The organism is Pseudomonas putida (assembly GCF_030159595.1).
GTDB lineage: Bacteria > Pseudomonadota > Gammaproteobacteria > Pseudomonadales > Pseudomonadaceae > Aquipseudomonas > Aquipseudomonas putida_AC.
Window position 1 is genome coordinate 133,356 of sequence record NZ_BSKJ01000005.1, and the last position, 14,436, is coordinate 147,791.

A 14,436-nucleotide genomic window follows, 5' to 3' on the forward strand; every position below is an offset into this window, starting at 1 on the left:
ACCTCAGCCGTTAGGGCCCACGGTGGCAACGATGGTGACTTGCTTGTTGTCCGGTATTTCCTGATACGCCAGGACATGCAAATTCGGTACAGCCAGGCGACCGAAACGCGACAGCATGGCGCGGATCGGGCCGGCGACCAGAAGGATGGCCGGCTGGCCCTGCATTTCCTGGCGCTGGGCCGCTTCGATCAGCGAACGTTGCAGCTTCTCGGCCATGCTAGGCTCCAGAAGAACACCCTCTTCCTGACCCTGCCCGGCCCTTTGCAGACTATTGAGCAAAATCTGTTCCAACCTTGGCTCCAGGGTTATCACTGGCAGCTCCGACTCAACGCCGACAATGCTTTGCACGATGGCGCGACACAATCCGACGCGCACCACCGCCACCAGCGCGGCGGTATCTTGACTCTTGCCAGCGTTGTTCGCGATGGCTTCGGCAATACTGCGAATATCGCGCACTGGCACCTGTTCCGACAACAGCGCTTGCAGCACCTTGAGCAGGCCCGACAAGGAAATGACGCCCGGCACCAGCTCTTCTGCAAGTTTAGGCGATGCCTTGGCCAACACCTGCAACAGTTGCTGGACCTCTTCGTGGCCGATCAGCTCGTGGCAGTGCTTCTGCAGAATCTGGTTGAGGTGGGTGGCCACCACGGTGCTGGCATCCACTACGGTGTAGCCCAGCGACTGCGCCTGCGAGCGCTGACCAACGTCGACCCACACGGCTTCCAGGCCGAATGCCGGATCGCGCGCGGCAATACCATTGAGGGTGCCGAATACCTGCCCCGGGTTGATCGCCAGCTCGCGGTCCGGGTAGATCTCCGCCTCGGCCAGGATCACCCCCATCAGGGTCAGGCGATAGGCGCTGGGCTGCAAGTCGAGGTTGTCACGAATGTGTACGGTGGGCATGAGGAAGCCCAGGTCCTGCGACAGCTTCTTGCGCACACCCTTGATCCGCGCCAGCAACTGGCCACCCTGGTTGCGGTCGACCAGCGGAATCAACCGGTAGCCGACTTCCAGGCCGATCATGTCGATCGGCGTGACATCGTCCCAGCCCAGCTCCTTGGTTTCCAGCGCGCGCTGTGGCGAGGGCAGCAGGTCTTGCTGGCGCTGCGCTTCCTGCAGTGCCTGCTGCCTGTTTTTCTGCTGTTTCTTCCATACCAGGTAGGCGCCACCGCCCGCCAGCAGGCCGAGGCTGAGGAACGCCACATGCGGCATGCCCGGCACCAGCCCCATGACGATCATCAGCGCGCCGGACACCGCCAGCGCCTTGGGCGAATCGAACATCTGCCGGTTGATCAGCTTGCCCATGTCCTCGGAGCCCGAGGCACGGGTGACCATGATCGCGGCGGCGGTGGACAGCAGCAGTGATGGCAACTGCGCCACCAAACCGTCACCGATGGTCAGCAGAGCGTACACCTTGCCCGCGTCACCGAAGCTCATGCCGTGCTGCAACATGCCGATGAGCATGCCGCCGATCAGGTTGATGAACAGGATCAGCAAGCCGGCGATGGCGTCACCACGGACGAATTTGCTGGCACCGTCCATCGAGCCATAGAACTCGGCCTCTTGCGCCACCTCGGCACGGCGGTGCTTGGCCTGGGCCTGGTCGATCAGGCCGGCATTGAGGTCGGCGTCGATGGCCATCTGCTTACCCGGCATGGCGTCGAGGGTGAAGCGGGCGCTCACTTCCGAAATACGCCCGGCGCCCTTGGTCACCACCACGAAGTTGATGATCATGAGGATGGCGAACACCACGGCACCGACCACATAGTTGCCGCCGATCACCACTTCACCGAAGGCCTGAATCACCTTACCGGCGGCGCCATGGCCCTCCTGGCCGTGCAGCATCACCACACGGGTGGAGGCCACGTTCAGGGCCAGGCGCAACAGCGTGGCCACCAGCAGGATGGTCGGGAACGCGGCGAAGTCGAGCGGGCGCAGGGCGTACACGCACACCAGCAGCACCACGATCGACAGGGCGATGTTGAAGGTGAAGAACACGTCGAGCAGGAACGGCGGTATCGGCAACATCATCATTGCCAACATCACCAGCAGCAACAGCGGCACACCCAGGTTGCCCCGGCCGAGCCCGACCAGGTTGTTACGGGCGTTGCTGATTAACTGAGTGCGATCCACCGCGAGTCCTCTTGATGCAAAACTTTGACGCCCAGGGGGCGCCTGGGCGTGGCTTTGCAAGAAGCCTTCCAACTTTGCCAGAGGACGGGCATAGTTTCTCTATGGGATCAGGTCAACTGTCGCGGCGCAGGTCCGGCGGGATCGGCAGATCGTCTTTCAGCGGCTCTGGCCGCTTACCCTTGCCGGAGCGGTACTGGCGGATCTGGAACACATAGGCCAGCACCTGCGCCACCGCCAGGTAAAGGCCTGCGGGGATTTCCTGCTCAATTTCGGTGGAGTAATAAATCGCCCGCGCCAGCGCCGGCGATTCGAGGATCTGGACCTTGTGTTCCACGCCAATCTCGCGGATTTTCAAGGCAATGAAGTCGGTACCCTTGGCCAGCAACAGGGGCGCCACCCCACCCTTTTCCGGGTCGTATTGCAAGGCCACCGCGTAGTGCGTCGGGTTGGTGATGATCACGTCTGCATCAGGCACTGCCGCCATCATGCGCCGCTGCGAAGCTTCACGCTGCAACTGGCGAATACGCTGCTTGACCTCAGGCTTGCCCTCACTGTCCTTGTACTCGTCACGCACTTCCTGCTTGGTCATCTTCAGCTTGTTGTGCGCCTGCCACAGCTGGAATGGCACATCCGCCGCCGCAATCAGCAACAACCCTGCCGCCATCCACAGCGCACTCCAGCCGACCACCTGAACACTGTGAATGATCGCCTGCTCCAATGGCTCATTGGCAATGGAAAGCAACGCCTGGCGGTCATTGAGCAACACCACTATCGCCACCACCAGAATCACGGAAAACTTGGCGAGCGCCTTCAACAACTCGGTCAGGGCATTCACCGAGAACATGCGCTTGATCCCCGACAACGGGTTCATACGGCTGAATTTCGGCTGCAACAGGCTGCCAGAAAACAGGAAACCGCCCAGGGCGATAGGCGCGACAAAGGCGATCACGAACAACAGGATCAATATTGGCTGTACCGCCCAGATGGCCATCTTGCCCGACGCCAGGAGAAAGGCGCCCATGGCCCGCTCATCGACGATCATGTCGCGGGTCAGGCTGAAATTCATGTGCATCATGGCCAGCAAGGTCTCGGCCAGATGCCCACCAAACGCCAGCAGGCCACCCGCGCCGGCCAAGGTCACCGCCACGGTGTTCAACTCTTTGGAGCGCGCGATCTCGCCCTTCTCGCGGGCAGTGCGCTTGCGCTTTTCGGTGGGTTCTTCTGTCTTGTCCTGACCGCTCTCGCTTTCCGCCATGCTCAGCGCGCCCTTGCCAATTCACGCAACCATTGCAGCGCTTCGCTGGCCAATGCCTGGTAGTGGGAGAGGATATCGGCCAGGCCGACCCAGAAAATGGCCATGCCCATGACCAGCGTCAACGGGAAGCCGATCGAGAAGATATTCAACTGTGGCGCGGCGCGGGTCATCACGCCAAAGGCGATGTTCACCACCAGCAGCGCAGCGATCACCGGCAAGATCAACAACAGCCCGGCACCGAACACCCAGCCCATACGCCCGGCCAGCTCCCAGAAGTGATTGACCACCAGCGCATTTCCCACCGGCAAGGTGGTAAAGCTCTCGGTCAGGACCTCGAACACCACCAGGTGCCCGTTCATCAACAGGAACAGCACGCTCACCAGCATGGTCATGAACTGGCTGATTACCGTGACGTTGACGCCGTTGGCAGGGTCAGCCATCGAAGCAAAGGCCATGCCCATCTGCACCGCAACGATCTGCCCGGCAATCACGAAGGCCTGGAACAACAACTGCAAGGCCAGGCCAAACAGCGCGCCAACGATGATCTGCTCGGCGCACAGCAGCAAACCGCGCAGGCTCAGCGGTTCGAATTCGGGCAGCGGCGGCAGTGCAGGCACGATCACCACGGTAATCGCAACCGCCACATACAGCCGCACCCGCGCCGGCAACATACGCGTGCCGAAAATCGGCATGGTCATCAGCACCGCAGTTACCCTGAACAACGGCAGGATGAAGGTGGCGACCCAGGTGCCGATCTGCGCATCGGTCAGCTCCAGCATCCCCGCGTCAACCAATCAGCTGCGGGATGCTGGTGTAAAGACGGGTGATGTACTCCATGAACTTCTGCACCAGCCACGGCCCGGCAATGATCAGCGTGATCAGCATCACCAGCAGACGCGGCAGAAAGCTCAGGGTCTGTTCGTTGATTTGCGTGGCTGCCTGGAACATCGCCACCACCAGGCCCACCAACAGGCTCGGCACAACCAGCACGGCGACCAGTAAAGTGGTCAGCCACAGGGCATCTCGGAACAGGTCGACAGCGACTTCAGGTGTCATCGGCGGCTCTCCTTGACGGCGTCAGACGCCGCCGAAACTGCTGGCCAGGGTACCCATGATCAGCGCCCAGCCATCCACCAGCACGAACAGCATGATTTTGAACGGCAGCGAGATGATCAGCGGCGACAACATCATCATACCCATGGCCATCAGCACACTGGCCACCACCATGTCGATGATCAGGAACGGAATGAAGATCATGAAACCGATCTGGAACGCGGTCTTCAGCTCGGAGGTGACGAACGCTGGCACCAGAATGGTCAGTGGCACCTGGTCGGGGCCGGCGATGTCAGTGCGCTTGGACAGGCGCATGAACAGGTCGAGGTCGCTTTGCCGGGTTTGCGCCAGCATGAAGTCCTTGAGCGGCCCCTGGGCTTTGTCGATGGCCTGCTGGGCGGTCATCTGCTCTTTCAGGTACGGCTGCAGGGCATCCTGGTTCACGCGCTCGAACACCGGGGCCATGATGAACAGGGTCAAGAACAGCGCCATGCCGTTGAGCAACTGGTTCGATGGCGTCTGCTGCAGGCCCAGGGCCTGGCGCAGGATCGAGAACACGATGATGATGCGGGTGAAGCTGGTCATCAGGATGACGAACGCCGGAATGAAGCTCAGCGCGGTCATGATCAGCAGGATTTGCAGGCTGACCGAATATTCCTGCTGCCCGTCCGGGGTATTGGACAGGGTAATGGCCGGGATCGACAGCGGGTCGGCGGCCAGGGCCAGCGGCGCTGCCAGCAGCAGCACCAGAGTCAACAACGTACGCAGCGCGCCGCTCATCACTTGTTGTCCTTAGGGTTTTTGCCCATCAGCTCCATCAGCCGCTGAGCAAACTCCGGCGTCGCCTGACGAGCGCCGTCCGGCACTTCCACGGGCTCGGCCAGCACATGCAGGGCCTCGATGCTGCCTGGGGTATGGCCGATCAGGATCTGCGCCTTGCCCACCTGCACCAGCAGCAGGCGGTCACGCGGGCCAATGGCACGGCTGCCGACAATCTCGATCACCTGCCCCCCCTTCACCGCCGTGCTCTGCAGGCGCCGCAGCATCCAGGCCAGAAAGAAGATCAGGCCGACCACCAGCAGCAGGCCCAAGACCATCTGCGCCAACTGCCCACCAAGGCTACCCGGCACCATCGGGGTGGCTACCGGAGTCGCTGCCGGGGTGGCTGCGGCCAGGCAGGCATGGCTGGTGAACAGCGCCGCTGCCGCAGCGATGGCGCGCATCGTGCCCTTCACTCAGCGCAGCTTCTTGATACGTTCGCTGGGGCTGATCACGTCGGTCAGGCGGATGCCGAACTTTTCGTTGACCACCACCACTTCGCCATGGGCGATCAAGGTGCCGTTCACCAGCACGTCGAGCGGCTCGCCGGCCAGGCGGTCGAGTTCGATCACCGAACCCTGGTTCAGTTGCAACAGGTTACGGATATTGATCTCGGTGCTGCCCACTTCCATGGAAATGTTCACCGGGATGTCCAGGATCACGTCCAGGTTCGGGCCTTCGAGGCTGACGTTTTCGTTCGGCTTCGGCGAGCTGGCGAACTCTTCCATCGGCAGGCGGCCCGGGCCGCCGCTGCTGCCGGCGTCACCACCCAGCAGTGCATCGATGTCGGCCTGGCCGGCCGCGCCGGTTTCTTCCAGGGCCGCAGCCCATTCATCGGCCAGCGCCTGGTCCTCTGGGGAGGTGATCTCGTTTTCGTTAGCCATGATTTCCTCGACAGGCATTCAATTCGTTATGAGCGACCGGCACGCCGTCAGCGGCGTTCGATCGGGTCGATGATCTGCAGGGCCAGGTTGCCCTTGTGCGAACCCAGCCGGGCCTTGAACGCCGGCACGCCATTGGCGCGCAGCACCAGGTGCTCGGGCAGCTCCACCGGGATCACGTCGCCAGGCTGCATGTGCAGGATGTCGCGCAGCTTCAGTTGGCGTCGGGCGACCGTGGCGGTCATGGGCACGGCCACATCCAGCACGTCTTCGCGCAGGGCCTTGACCCAGCGCTCGTCCTGGTCGTCCAGGTCGGACTGGAAGCCGGCATCGAGCATTTCGCGCACTGGCTCGATCATCGAATACGGCATGGTCACATGCAGGTCGCCACCGCCACCATCCAGCTCGATATGGAAGGTGGACACCACTACCGCCTCGCTGGGGCCGACAATGTTGGCCATGGCCGGGTTTACCTCGGAGTTCATGTACTCGAAGGTGACCGGCATGATCGCCTGCCAGGCTTCCTTGAGGTCGACGAAACACTGGTCCAACACCATGCGCACCACCCGCAGTTCGGTGGGCGTGAATTCACGGCCTTCGATCTTGGCGTGGCGGCCATCGCCGCCGAAGAAGTTGTCCACCAGCTTGAACACCAGCTTGGCGTCGAGGATGAACAGCGAGGTGCCGCGCAGCGGCTTGATCTTGACCAGGTTGAGGCTGGTCGGCACATACAGGGAGTGCACGTACTCGCCGAACTTCATCACCTGCACCCCCCCCACGGCTACATCGGCGGAGCGGCGCAGCAGGTTGAACATGCTGATGCGGGTGTATCGGGCGAAACGCTCGTTGATCATTTCCAGGGTCGGCATGCGACCGCGCACGATACGGTCCTGACTGGTCAGGTCGTAGCTTTTGATAGTGCCAGGCTCGGATGCACTCTCGGTCTGCACCAGCCCGTCGTCGACGCCGTGCAACAGGGCATCGATTTCATCCTGGGACAGCAGGTCCTGTACGGCCATTGCGGACTCCTACTGCAATACGAAATTGGTGAACAGCAACTGGTCGATGACCGGCTTGCCGACTTCCTTCTGCGCCACTTCCTGCACCACCGCAGTGGCCTTCTGGCGCAGCATCTCCTGCCCGACCGGGCTGCTGGCGAGGGTGTCGAAACCCTGCCCGGAGAACATCATCACCAGGTTGTTGCGGATAACCGGCATGTGCACTTTGAGGGCATCCAGGTCGGCCTGGTTGCGCGCCTGCAGGGTGACGCTCAGTTGCATGTAGCGCTGGCGGCCGTTCTGGTTGAAGTTGACCACGAAGGCCGGGGTCAACGCCTCGTAGATAGCCGCAGGCTTGACGTTGCTGGCCGCAGGCTCGGCGGCCGGGGCCGGCTCGCTCTTGTGCATGATGAACCAGGTAGCGCCCACCGAAAGGCCGATCGCCAGGAACAGGCCGACGACAGCCAGCAGGATCAGCTTGAGTTTGCCTTTAGTGGCGGGGTCTTTGACTGCTTCGCTCTTCGCCATGCCAATAATCCGTCGTCCATCGGGGGGTTCAAGGGAGGATGGCTTGGCTTGAGCAAGTGTTATGCCAGATTTTGCAAAGGATGGGTTTCAGCAGGATTTGCGGCGTTACCTTCTTCGCGGGCAAGCCCGCTCCCACAGGTACTGCACAGGGTTCGAAATCAATGAAATCCCTGTGGGAGCGGGCTTGCCCGCGAAGAGGCCGGTACAAGCAACCTGCAATCAAGCGTAGTAATCGACCGCACTGTCACCAATAACGACCTGCTGCTCCACAGGCTGGGCGCTGTCGGCAACTTCACCCCCACCCTGCTCTGCCCGGCGCGCCGCCACGCCGGACAGGTTACTGCCCTGCGCCTGCGCCTGCTGCTGTTGCTGCTGCCCACGCGACTGGTCGGCCACGTTGACGTCCGGCTGGGCCAGCCCCTGCTGAGCGAACAGTTCGCGCAGGCGGTGCAGCTGGCTGTCGAGGGCGTCGCGCACGCCGGCGTGGCCGCTGATGAAGGTGACCTGGGTCGCCTGGTCCGCCGCAACATTGACGCGAATGTCCAGGCGGCCCAACTCTGCCGGCTCCAGCTGGATATCGGCAGACTTCAGGTTCTGGCTGGACAGGTACATGACCCGGTTGACCAGGCCCTCGGCCCAGGCGCCCTGGTTCATCGGCAAGGGCTGGTGCAGCGGACTGGCATTGGCCGGCAGAGCGTTGGCGGTCTTGGCCGTGGCAGCCTGGGTCAGGCTGGCCAGGCGGTTGGCAAAATCATCGACACGCGTGTCGCTGCTGGCGCTCTTGGTGTCCTTCAGGCCATCTTCAAGCAAGGCACCGAAGGCCTTGTCGCCAGGCTCTCCCGCCTCACCCTCGGCACTCTCGACCAGATTCGCCAAGGTATTGACGGCTGCCTGGCCATCCTCACCCTGCGCCTGGGAAGGGTCAAGGGCATGCGCCGACGTAGCCCCCTTGGCTTGAGCACTTTGCTCCAGTGCCAGGCGCAGGGTTGGCAGGTTGGCCAGAGGGTCTGCATCCGGGTCGAAAGCCTCTTCGGCGGATGGCGCTTCGGGCAGTGTCGTAACCTGCGCCGTCGCGGCCTGCAGCACTGGCGCCACCGCCTCGGCCTGAGCCTGGATCAGTTGCGCACCGGGTTGGGCGTCGGTGACCTGGCCAGCCACCAGGCTGGCATCACGCAACCCGGTATCGCCCTGGGCCGCATCGTCTGCTGGCAATTTGTTGCCGTCATCGGCAACCGCCGTTTTATCTGCAGGGTCTTTCTTGCCGTTCGCTGCCGCCTCAGGTTTGTCCTTGGGCTTGGCCTGGGCGACCTTGTCATCCTGCCAGGCTGCCTTGTCTCGCCCCTGCCTTGCCATCACCTGGCCAAAGCCATCACCCTTGTCGCCCAGCGCCTGCAGCGGTTTGTCCGCCTGTGCGGCGGCCGAACGCGAAGCGCTGGCAATGGCGTTGGCTTGCAACAAAGGGTTGGGTGCGACAGGCATCGAGCGGTCTCCGCGCCAGAAACAAAAGAATAATCCGCTCAGAGACAAGCAAGACTCGCGCCAAGTTGTGTATCAGCCCGCAGAAATACGTTGCTGTTCACCACGGTAGAAGTGCTGCACCTCGACGAACTCCTGGTCGATGCGGTTGATCAGGTCTTCGATGCCGAACAGTGGGGGCCGCCGCGCACGCTCTTCCAGTTGCTGACACAGGCCGGCCAAGGCCACAGCGCCCATGTTGCTGCTGCTGCCCTTGAAGCTGTGAGCAGCCGCACCGAGCTCTTCAGCGCTTTTGGCCGCGTGCAACTGGCCTAGTCGCCGCTCGGAATCGTCGAGAAACGTCTGCACCAACTGCAGGTAGCCATCCTCCATGACCTCACGCAGGTCACTGAGTACCTTGTGGTCAATATGCATGTCAGTCACTTGTTCACTCCTTGATCAAGCCAGATTATGCCCGAGCCAGCCAGTGGCTCACCATACGAACGCCACATGCGCGCAACGCCCGCCCTCGCTCCAGCACGCGTCGCTGGCCAACCGCCGCACCAGGTTCAGGCCACGACCGCTCAGCCCCTGGTCCAGCGAAGGCCGTGACAGCACCTGCTGCACATCGAAGCCAGCGCCGCTGTCGCGAACCTCGATATTCAGACGCCCGCCATCGGCGAGCGGTTCAACCTTGAAATCGATGCGCACAAAGCCGTCGGTCAACAAGCCCAGGCGCCGAGCGCGCTCCTGATAATAGTCGGCAAAACCCTGCACATCGCGCTTGAGCTGCGAGTCCAGCCCTAGCACACCATGCTCCAGGGCGTTGGAATACAACTCGCTGAGGACGCTGTGCAAGCTGCCGGTGCGCGCACGCAGACCATGAATTTCCTGCAACAACTGCACCAGGTACGGTACCGGGTTGAAGTTTTTCAGGCTCTCGCCACGCACTTCGAAGCTCAGCGACCAGTCCAACGGGCTGGAGCGGCCGCTATCAGCGTAGATCATCGGTGCCGGCACGCGCTCCTCGGCACTGAACATGCGTATGTCACACAAACTGATGTCATCGCGCGGGCGCCCGCCAAAGCGCTCCAGGGCCTGCATCACCTCGTCGAACAACCGCACCGGGTCGCGGTTGTCGGCCAACACCGCCAGCAGGCGCTGCACGCCGAACAGGCGCTCCTGGTCGTCAGCGGTGTCGAGCACGCCATCCGACAACAGCAGCAGGCGCTCACCCGGCGCCAACGGAAGCACCTCGGTGCTGTCGTCAAAACGCTCGGCAGCCAGAATACCCAGCGGTAGATGCCGCGAACGCAGCGCCGACAGCACCTGGCCATCCACCGACAGGCGATAGCCATCGGGCATCCCGCCATTCCACACCTCCACCGAGCCGCGCTGCATGCTGAGGTTGAGCAGCATCGCGCAACAGAACATGTCCACCGGCAGGATGCGTTTGAGCTTGGCGTTCATCTCGCGCAGGATCGGCGCCATGCCGTAGCCCTTGGCGGTCATGCCGTAGAACACCTCAGCCAGCGGCATGGCGCCAACCGCCGCCGGCAGGCCATGGCCGGTAAAGTCACCCAGCAACACGCGCATGTCGCCGGCCGGGGTGAACGCGGCCAGCATCAGGTCGCCATTGAACAGCGCATAGGGTGACTGCAGGTAGCGGATGTTGGGCGCAGAAAGGCAACCGGAGTGGGCCACCTTATCGAAAACGGCCTTGGCCACCCGCTGCTCGTTGAGCAGGTGGTGATGGTGCCGGGTGATCTGGTCACGCTGCTCCAGCACGGTGGCTTGCAAGCGGCGCAACCGGTCCATGGCGCGAATCTTGGCAGCGAGGATCACCGCACTGTAGGGTTTGGCCATGAAGTCATCGCCGCCAGCCTCAAGGCAGCGCACCAAGCCTTCCTCTTCGTTCAGTGAAGTCAGGAAAATGATCGGCACCAGCGCCTCACCGGCCAGGGCCTTGATCTGCCGCGCCGCCTCGAAGCCGTCCATCACCGGCATCAACGCGTCCAGCAACACCAGCTGCGGGCACCGCTCCTGAAACAGCGCCACCGCCTGCTCGCCGTTTTCTGCGGTGAACACCTGGTGGCCCTGACGGCGAACGATCTGTGCCAGCAGCAGGCGGTCGGCGGCACCGTCCTCGGCGACCAACACGGTCAACGGCTGTTCGGCCGGCATGTCGGCGCTCAACTGATATCGAAGAGTTTTTCGAAATTGGAGATGGCGAGTATCTTGCGCACGTCGGAGCTGGCATGCACCACCCGCACATCCGACTCATCGCCGCCCGCATGGTCGCGCAGCAACAGCAGCATGCCGAGCGCGGAACTGTCGAGGTAGGTGGTGTCTTTCAGGTCGACGATCACCGAATCGGGCGGAACGGGCTGGCGTTCGTAGGCGTCACGAAATTCCTGATGCTTGCCGAAATCGAAGCGCCCCTTGATCTTGATCGTCAGCTTTTTCCCGTCCTGCGAAAAATCAGTCTCGACTGCCATGCTAGCGATTCCTTCGATGATGGCGGATGCAACTCCTTTAAGGTTTAGCAGGCGATGGCAGGGGTGGCAAGGTCATACTTGTACCGGCGATAGGGACGGTACAGGCTAAAGATGGTTTTGCCGGGGCAAGCGCTGGGACAGCTCATCCAGCAGGCGCTGCTCACGCTTGTCTTCAGCCCGTCGGGCTTCGTCCATGTAACGCTGCACCAGCTTGCGCAACCCCTCTACCCGGGCATAAGCCTGCTGCCAGATGCCACGCGCATTGTTGAGGTTGTTCTGGTGCCAGACCAGGCTCTGGCGCTGCTGGGTCATGGCCGTTTCCAACTGCCCAAGGAAACGCTGGTAGTTGACCAGCCAACTGCCATTCACGCCCTGCCCGCCGCGGTTGATCCACTGCAGCTGGTAATCCTCGCGGAAGCGCTCCAGCTCAGCCAGCTTGGCCTGGGCCGTGGCCACCTGCTGCTGGAAGTGCCCAAGGCGCTGGGCGGCCTTGCGCTCGGCCTCCTCGGCCATGCTCACCACTGGCGCCAGGCGCGCGGCGCGTCCGGGCAGCGCCATGGCCTATCAGCCTGCCGGGGGCGTGAAAATCGCCCCCAACTGTTCGCGGCTCTGCGCCATGCCCACGTTTTCGCTCAGGCCCTGGCGCAAGAACTCCACCAGCTTTGATTGCAAGGCAATGGCCAAGTCGGTTTCCGGATCGCCGCCGGCCACATAGGCCCCCACGCTGATCAGGTCGCGGCTTTGCGACAGGCGCGACCACAACTGCTTGAATTTCTGCGCCTGGCGCAAATGGTCAGCGTCGACCACCTGAGGCATCACCCGACTGATCGACGCTTCAATGTCGATGGCCGGGTAATGGCCTTCTTCAGCCAGTCGCCGCGACAGCACGAAGTGGCCATCGAGCACGCCCCGCGCCGCGTCAGCGATCGGGTCCTGCTGGTCGTCACCTTCAGACAGCACGGTATAAAACGCAGTGATCGAGCCACCGCCCGGCTCGCCGTTGCCGGCCCGCTCCACCAGCTTGGGCAGCTTGGCGAACACAGACGGCGGGTAGCCCCGGGTGGCCGGCGGCTCACCGATGGCCAGGGCGATTTCCCGCTGGGCCTGGGCGAAACGGGTGAGCGAGTCCATCAGCAACAGCACGTTCTTGCCCTTGTCGCGGAAGTATTCGGCAATACGTGTGCAATACATGGCGGCGCGAAGGCGCATGAGCGGCGCGTCGTCGGCAGGCGACGCCACCACCACCGAGCGCTTCAAGCCCTCTTCCCCGAGGATGTGTTCGATGAACTCCTTCACCTCACGGCCCCGCTCGCCGATCAGGCCGACCACGATGATTTCGGCCTCGGTGAAGCGGGTCATCATGCCCAGCAATACCGATTTACCCACGCCGGTACCGGCAAACAGGCCAAGCCGCTGACCACGGCCGACGGTAAGCAGGCCATTGATGCTGCGAATGCCCACGTCCAGCGGTTTGCTGATAGGGTCGCGGTTGAGCGGGTTGATCACCGGGCCATCCATCGGCACCCAGTCCTCCGCCTTCATCCCGCCCTTGCCATCCAGCGCGCGGCCAGCACCGTCCAGCACGCGGCCGAGCATGCTCATGCCCATGGGCAGGCGGCCGCTGTCATCCAACGGCACCACCCGGGCCCCCGGGGCAATGCCGACGATACTGCCAACCGGCATGAGGAACACCTTGGGCCCGGAAAAACCCATGACTTCGGCTTCGACCTGCACAGGGTGGTAGCTGTCGTCGTTGATCACCAGGCAGCGGCTGCCCACCGCAGCACGCAGGCCTTCGGCTTCCAGGGTGAGGCCGACCATGCGCAGCAGGCGGCCTTCGACGACGGGCTGGGCCGGCAGCTCGATGGCTTCGGCATAGCTGCCCAGGCGCTTGCCGAAACTGGTGCGCTCAAGGTGCATCAGCAGTGTCCACCTGGGCGTCCAGGTCTACCGTCATGTCCGGCGCGGCCGGGTGCAGCGCGTGGTCGTGCAGTTGGTCGAACAGTTGCGCCACGGCTTTTTCGATGCGCGTCTCCATGGTTGCATCGATACGGCTGTGAAGCGTCTCGATGCGGCAACCTCCGGGCAGCAGTGCGCTGTCTTCCAGCAGCCGCCAGCTTTCCTCATGGCGTTCGCGCAGGGCCTTGGCCAACTCGAAGTCCTGCGGATTGAGATGGATGCGGATATTGTCCGCGCCCATGGGCAGCAGCTTGAGCGCCTCACGCAGTACCTGGGTGATCTGGCTGGAATCATTGCGCAGCTCACGGCCAATCACCTGGCGGGTCATATGGGCGACCAGATGCACCACGGTTTTTTCGATCTGAGTGTCTTGCTCGGCGATCGGCTCCATCAGGTTGGCCATCAGCCGCTCAAGGCTCTCCAGCTTGACCTTCAAGGCCTCCTCGGCCTCCTGGCGAACCTTGAGCTGGGTGCTGTGAAAACCCTCGCGCTCTCCGGTGGCAAAACCTTCGTTGTAGGCTTCCTGGCGGATGGCTTCGAGCTCTTCCAGGGTCAGCGGCTGGACTTCTTCCAGCGGCACTTCCTCGACTTCTTCAACGACCTCCGGCTCCGGCTCGGGCTCGGGTTCAGGCTCCGGTTCAGGATCGAAGCTGGGCAGCGTCCACACATCCACGCCCTCGAGGTCGCGGGCGCGGATCAGGTCGCTGGGGTGGTGTTCTTTGGTGGACATGTTTTCAGGTACTCAACAAGCATGTTCGACCAACACGGGCCTCTGTGGGAGCTGGCTTGCCGGCGATCAGGGCGCAGCCCTTGCCAAGCAACACCGGTGCCTGAGCGGGCCTCATCGCCGGCAAGCC

The 14,436-nt window shown here is 62.8% G+C and carries 16 protein-coding genes; all 16 read right to left on the reverse strand.

Going from position 1 to position 14,436, the window contains the following annotated elements; translation table 11 throughout:
• Positions 1-3: 3 nt before the first annotated feature.
• The 16 genes from flhA to fliH all read right to left on the reverse strand — a co-directional run bounded on the left by flhA (position 4) and on the right by fliH (position 14,309).
• Complete coding sequence (flhA, locus tag QQL85_RS12940) at positions 4-2,133, reverse strand: flagellar biosynthesis protein FlhA (RefSeq protein ID WP_284353984.1); 2,130 nt, start codon at positions 2,131-2,133, stop codon at positions 4-6.
• 112 nt (positions 2,134-2,245) lie between these two features.
• A complete protein-coding gene (flhB, locus tag QQL85_RS12945) occupies positions 2,246-3,388 on the reverse strand; it encodes a flagellar biosynthesis protein FlhB (RefSeq protein WP_284353985.1) in 1,143 nt (380 codons plus the stop codon).
• 2 nt (positions 3,389-3,390) lie between these two features.
• Positions 3,391-4,167 (reverse strand): flagellar biosynthetic protein FliR, encoded by a 777-nt coding sequence (gene fliR / locus QQL85_RS12950; RefSeq protein ID WP_284353986.1) that lies wholly within the window; start codon positions 4,165-4,167, stop codon positions 3,391-3,393.
• Positions 4,168-4,174: 7 nt separating this feature from the next.
• Positions 4,175-4,444: a flagellar biosynthesis protein FliQ gene (fliQ, locus tag QQL85_RS12955; RefSeq protein WP_284353987.1), complete on the reverse strand. Its 270-nt coding sequence runs from the start codon at positions 4,442-4,444 to the stop codon at positions 4,175-4,177.
• 21 nt (positions 4,445-4,465) lie between these two features.
• Positions 4,466-5,221 (reverse strand): flagellar type III secretion system pore protein FliP, encoded by a 756-nt coding sequence (gene fliP, locus QQL85_RS12960; RefSeq protein ID WP_284353988.1) that lies wholly within the window; start codon positions 5,219-5,221, stop codon positions 4,466-4,468.
• A complete protein-coding gene (gene fliO, locus QQL85_RS12965; RefSeq protein ID WP_284353989.1) occupies positions 5,221-5,664 on the reverse strand; it encodes a flagellar biosynthetic protein FliO in 444 nt (147 codons plus the stop codon). The genes fliP and fliO overlap by 1 nt, the downstream gene beginning before the upstream one ends.
• A gap of 12 nt (positions 5,665-5,676) precedes the next feature.
• Entirely contained in the window at positions 5,677-6,144 is a 468-nt protein-coding gene (gene fliN, locus QQL85_RS12970; protein ID WP_284353990.1) for a flagellar motor switch protein FliN, read from the reverse strand.
• A 47-nt stretch (positions 6,145-6,191) separates the two neighbouring features.
• Positions 6,192-7,160: a flagellar motor switch protein FliM gene (gene fliM / locus QQL85_RS12975; protein ID WP_284353991.1), complete on the reverse strand. Its 969-nt coding sequence runs from the start codon at positions 7,158-7,160 to the stop codon at positions 6,192-6,194.
• Positions 7,161-7,169: 9 nt separating this feature from the next.
• Positions 7,170-7,667: a flagellar basal body-associated protein FliL gene (gene fliL, locus QQL85_RS12980; protein ID WP_284353992.1), complete on the reverse strand. Its 498-nt coding sequence runs from the start codon at positions 7,665-7,667 to the stop codon at positions 7,170-7,172.
• 219 nt (positions 7,668-7,886) lie between these two features.
• Positions 7,887-9,146 carry a flagellar hook-length control protein FliK gene (locus QQL85_RS12985; RefSeq protein WP_284353993.1) on the reverse strand — a complete coding sequence of 420 codons (1,260 nt, stop codon included), beginning with the start codon at positions 9,144-9,146 and terminating at the stop codon, positions 7,887-7,889.
• Positions 9,147-9,218: 72 nt separating this feature from the next.
• Entirely contained in the window at positions 9,219-9,566 is a 348-nt protein-coding gene (locus tag QQL85_RS12990) for an Hpt domain-containing protein (protein WP_284353994.1), read from the reverse strand.
• A 48-nt stretch (positions 9,567-9,614) separates the two neighbouring features.
• The gene (locus tag QQL85_RS12995; RefSeq protein WP_284353995.1) at positions 9,615-11,306 is read right to left on the reverse strand and encodes a fused response regulator/phosphatase; all 1,692 of its coding nucleotides are present in this window, start codon (positions 11,304-11,306) and stop codon (positions 9,615-9,617) included.
• An 8-nt stretch (positions 11,307-11,314) separates the two neighbouring features.
• Positions 11,315-11,620: an STAS domain-containing protein gene (locus QQL85_RS13000; protein WP_284353996.1), complete on the reverse strand. Its 306-nt coding sequence runs from the start codon at positions 11,618-11,620 to the stop codon at positions 11,315-11,317.
• A 105-nt stretch (positions 11,621-11,725) separates the two neighbouring features.
• The gene (fliJ, locus tag QQL85_RS13005) at positions 11,726-12,178 is read right to left on the reverse strand and encodes a flagellar export protein FliJ (protein WP_284353997.1); all 453 of its coding nucleotides are present in this window, start codon (positions 12,176-12,178) and stop codon (positions 11,726-11,728) included.
• A 6-nt stretch (positions 12,179-12,184) separates the two neighbouring features.
• Positions 12,185-13,540: a flagellar protein export ATPase FliI gene (gene fliI, locus QQL85_RS13010; RefSeq protein ID WP_284353998.1), complete on the reverse strand. Its 1,356-nt coding sequence runs from the start codon at positions 13,538-13,540 to the stop codon at positions 12,185-12,187.
• Positions 13,530-14,309, reverse strand: coding sequence for a flagellar assembly protein FliH (fliH, locus tag QQL85_RS13015; protein WP_284353999.1), 780 nt, complete (start codon positions 14,307-14,309; stop codon positions 13,530-13,532). The genes fliI and fliH overlap by 11 nt, the downstream gene beginning before the upstream one ends.
• Between the last annotated feature and the right edge of the window lie 127 nt (positions 14,310-14,436).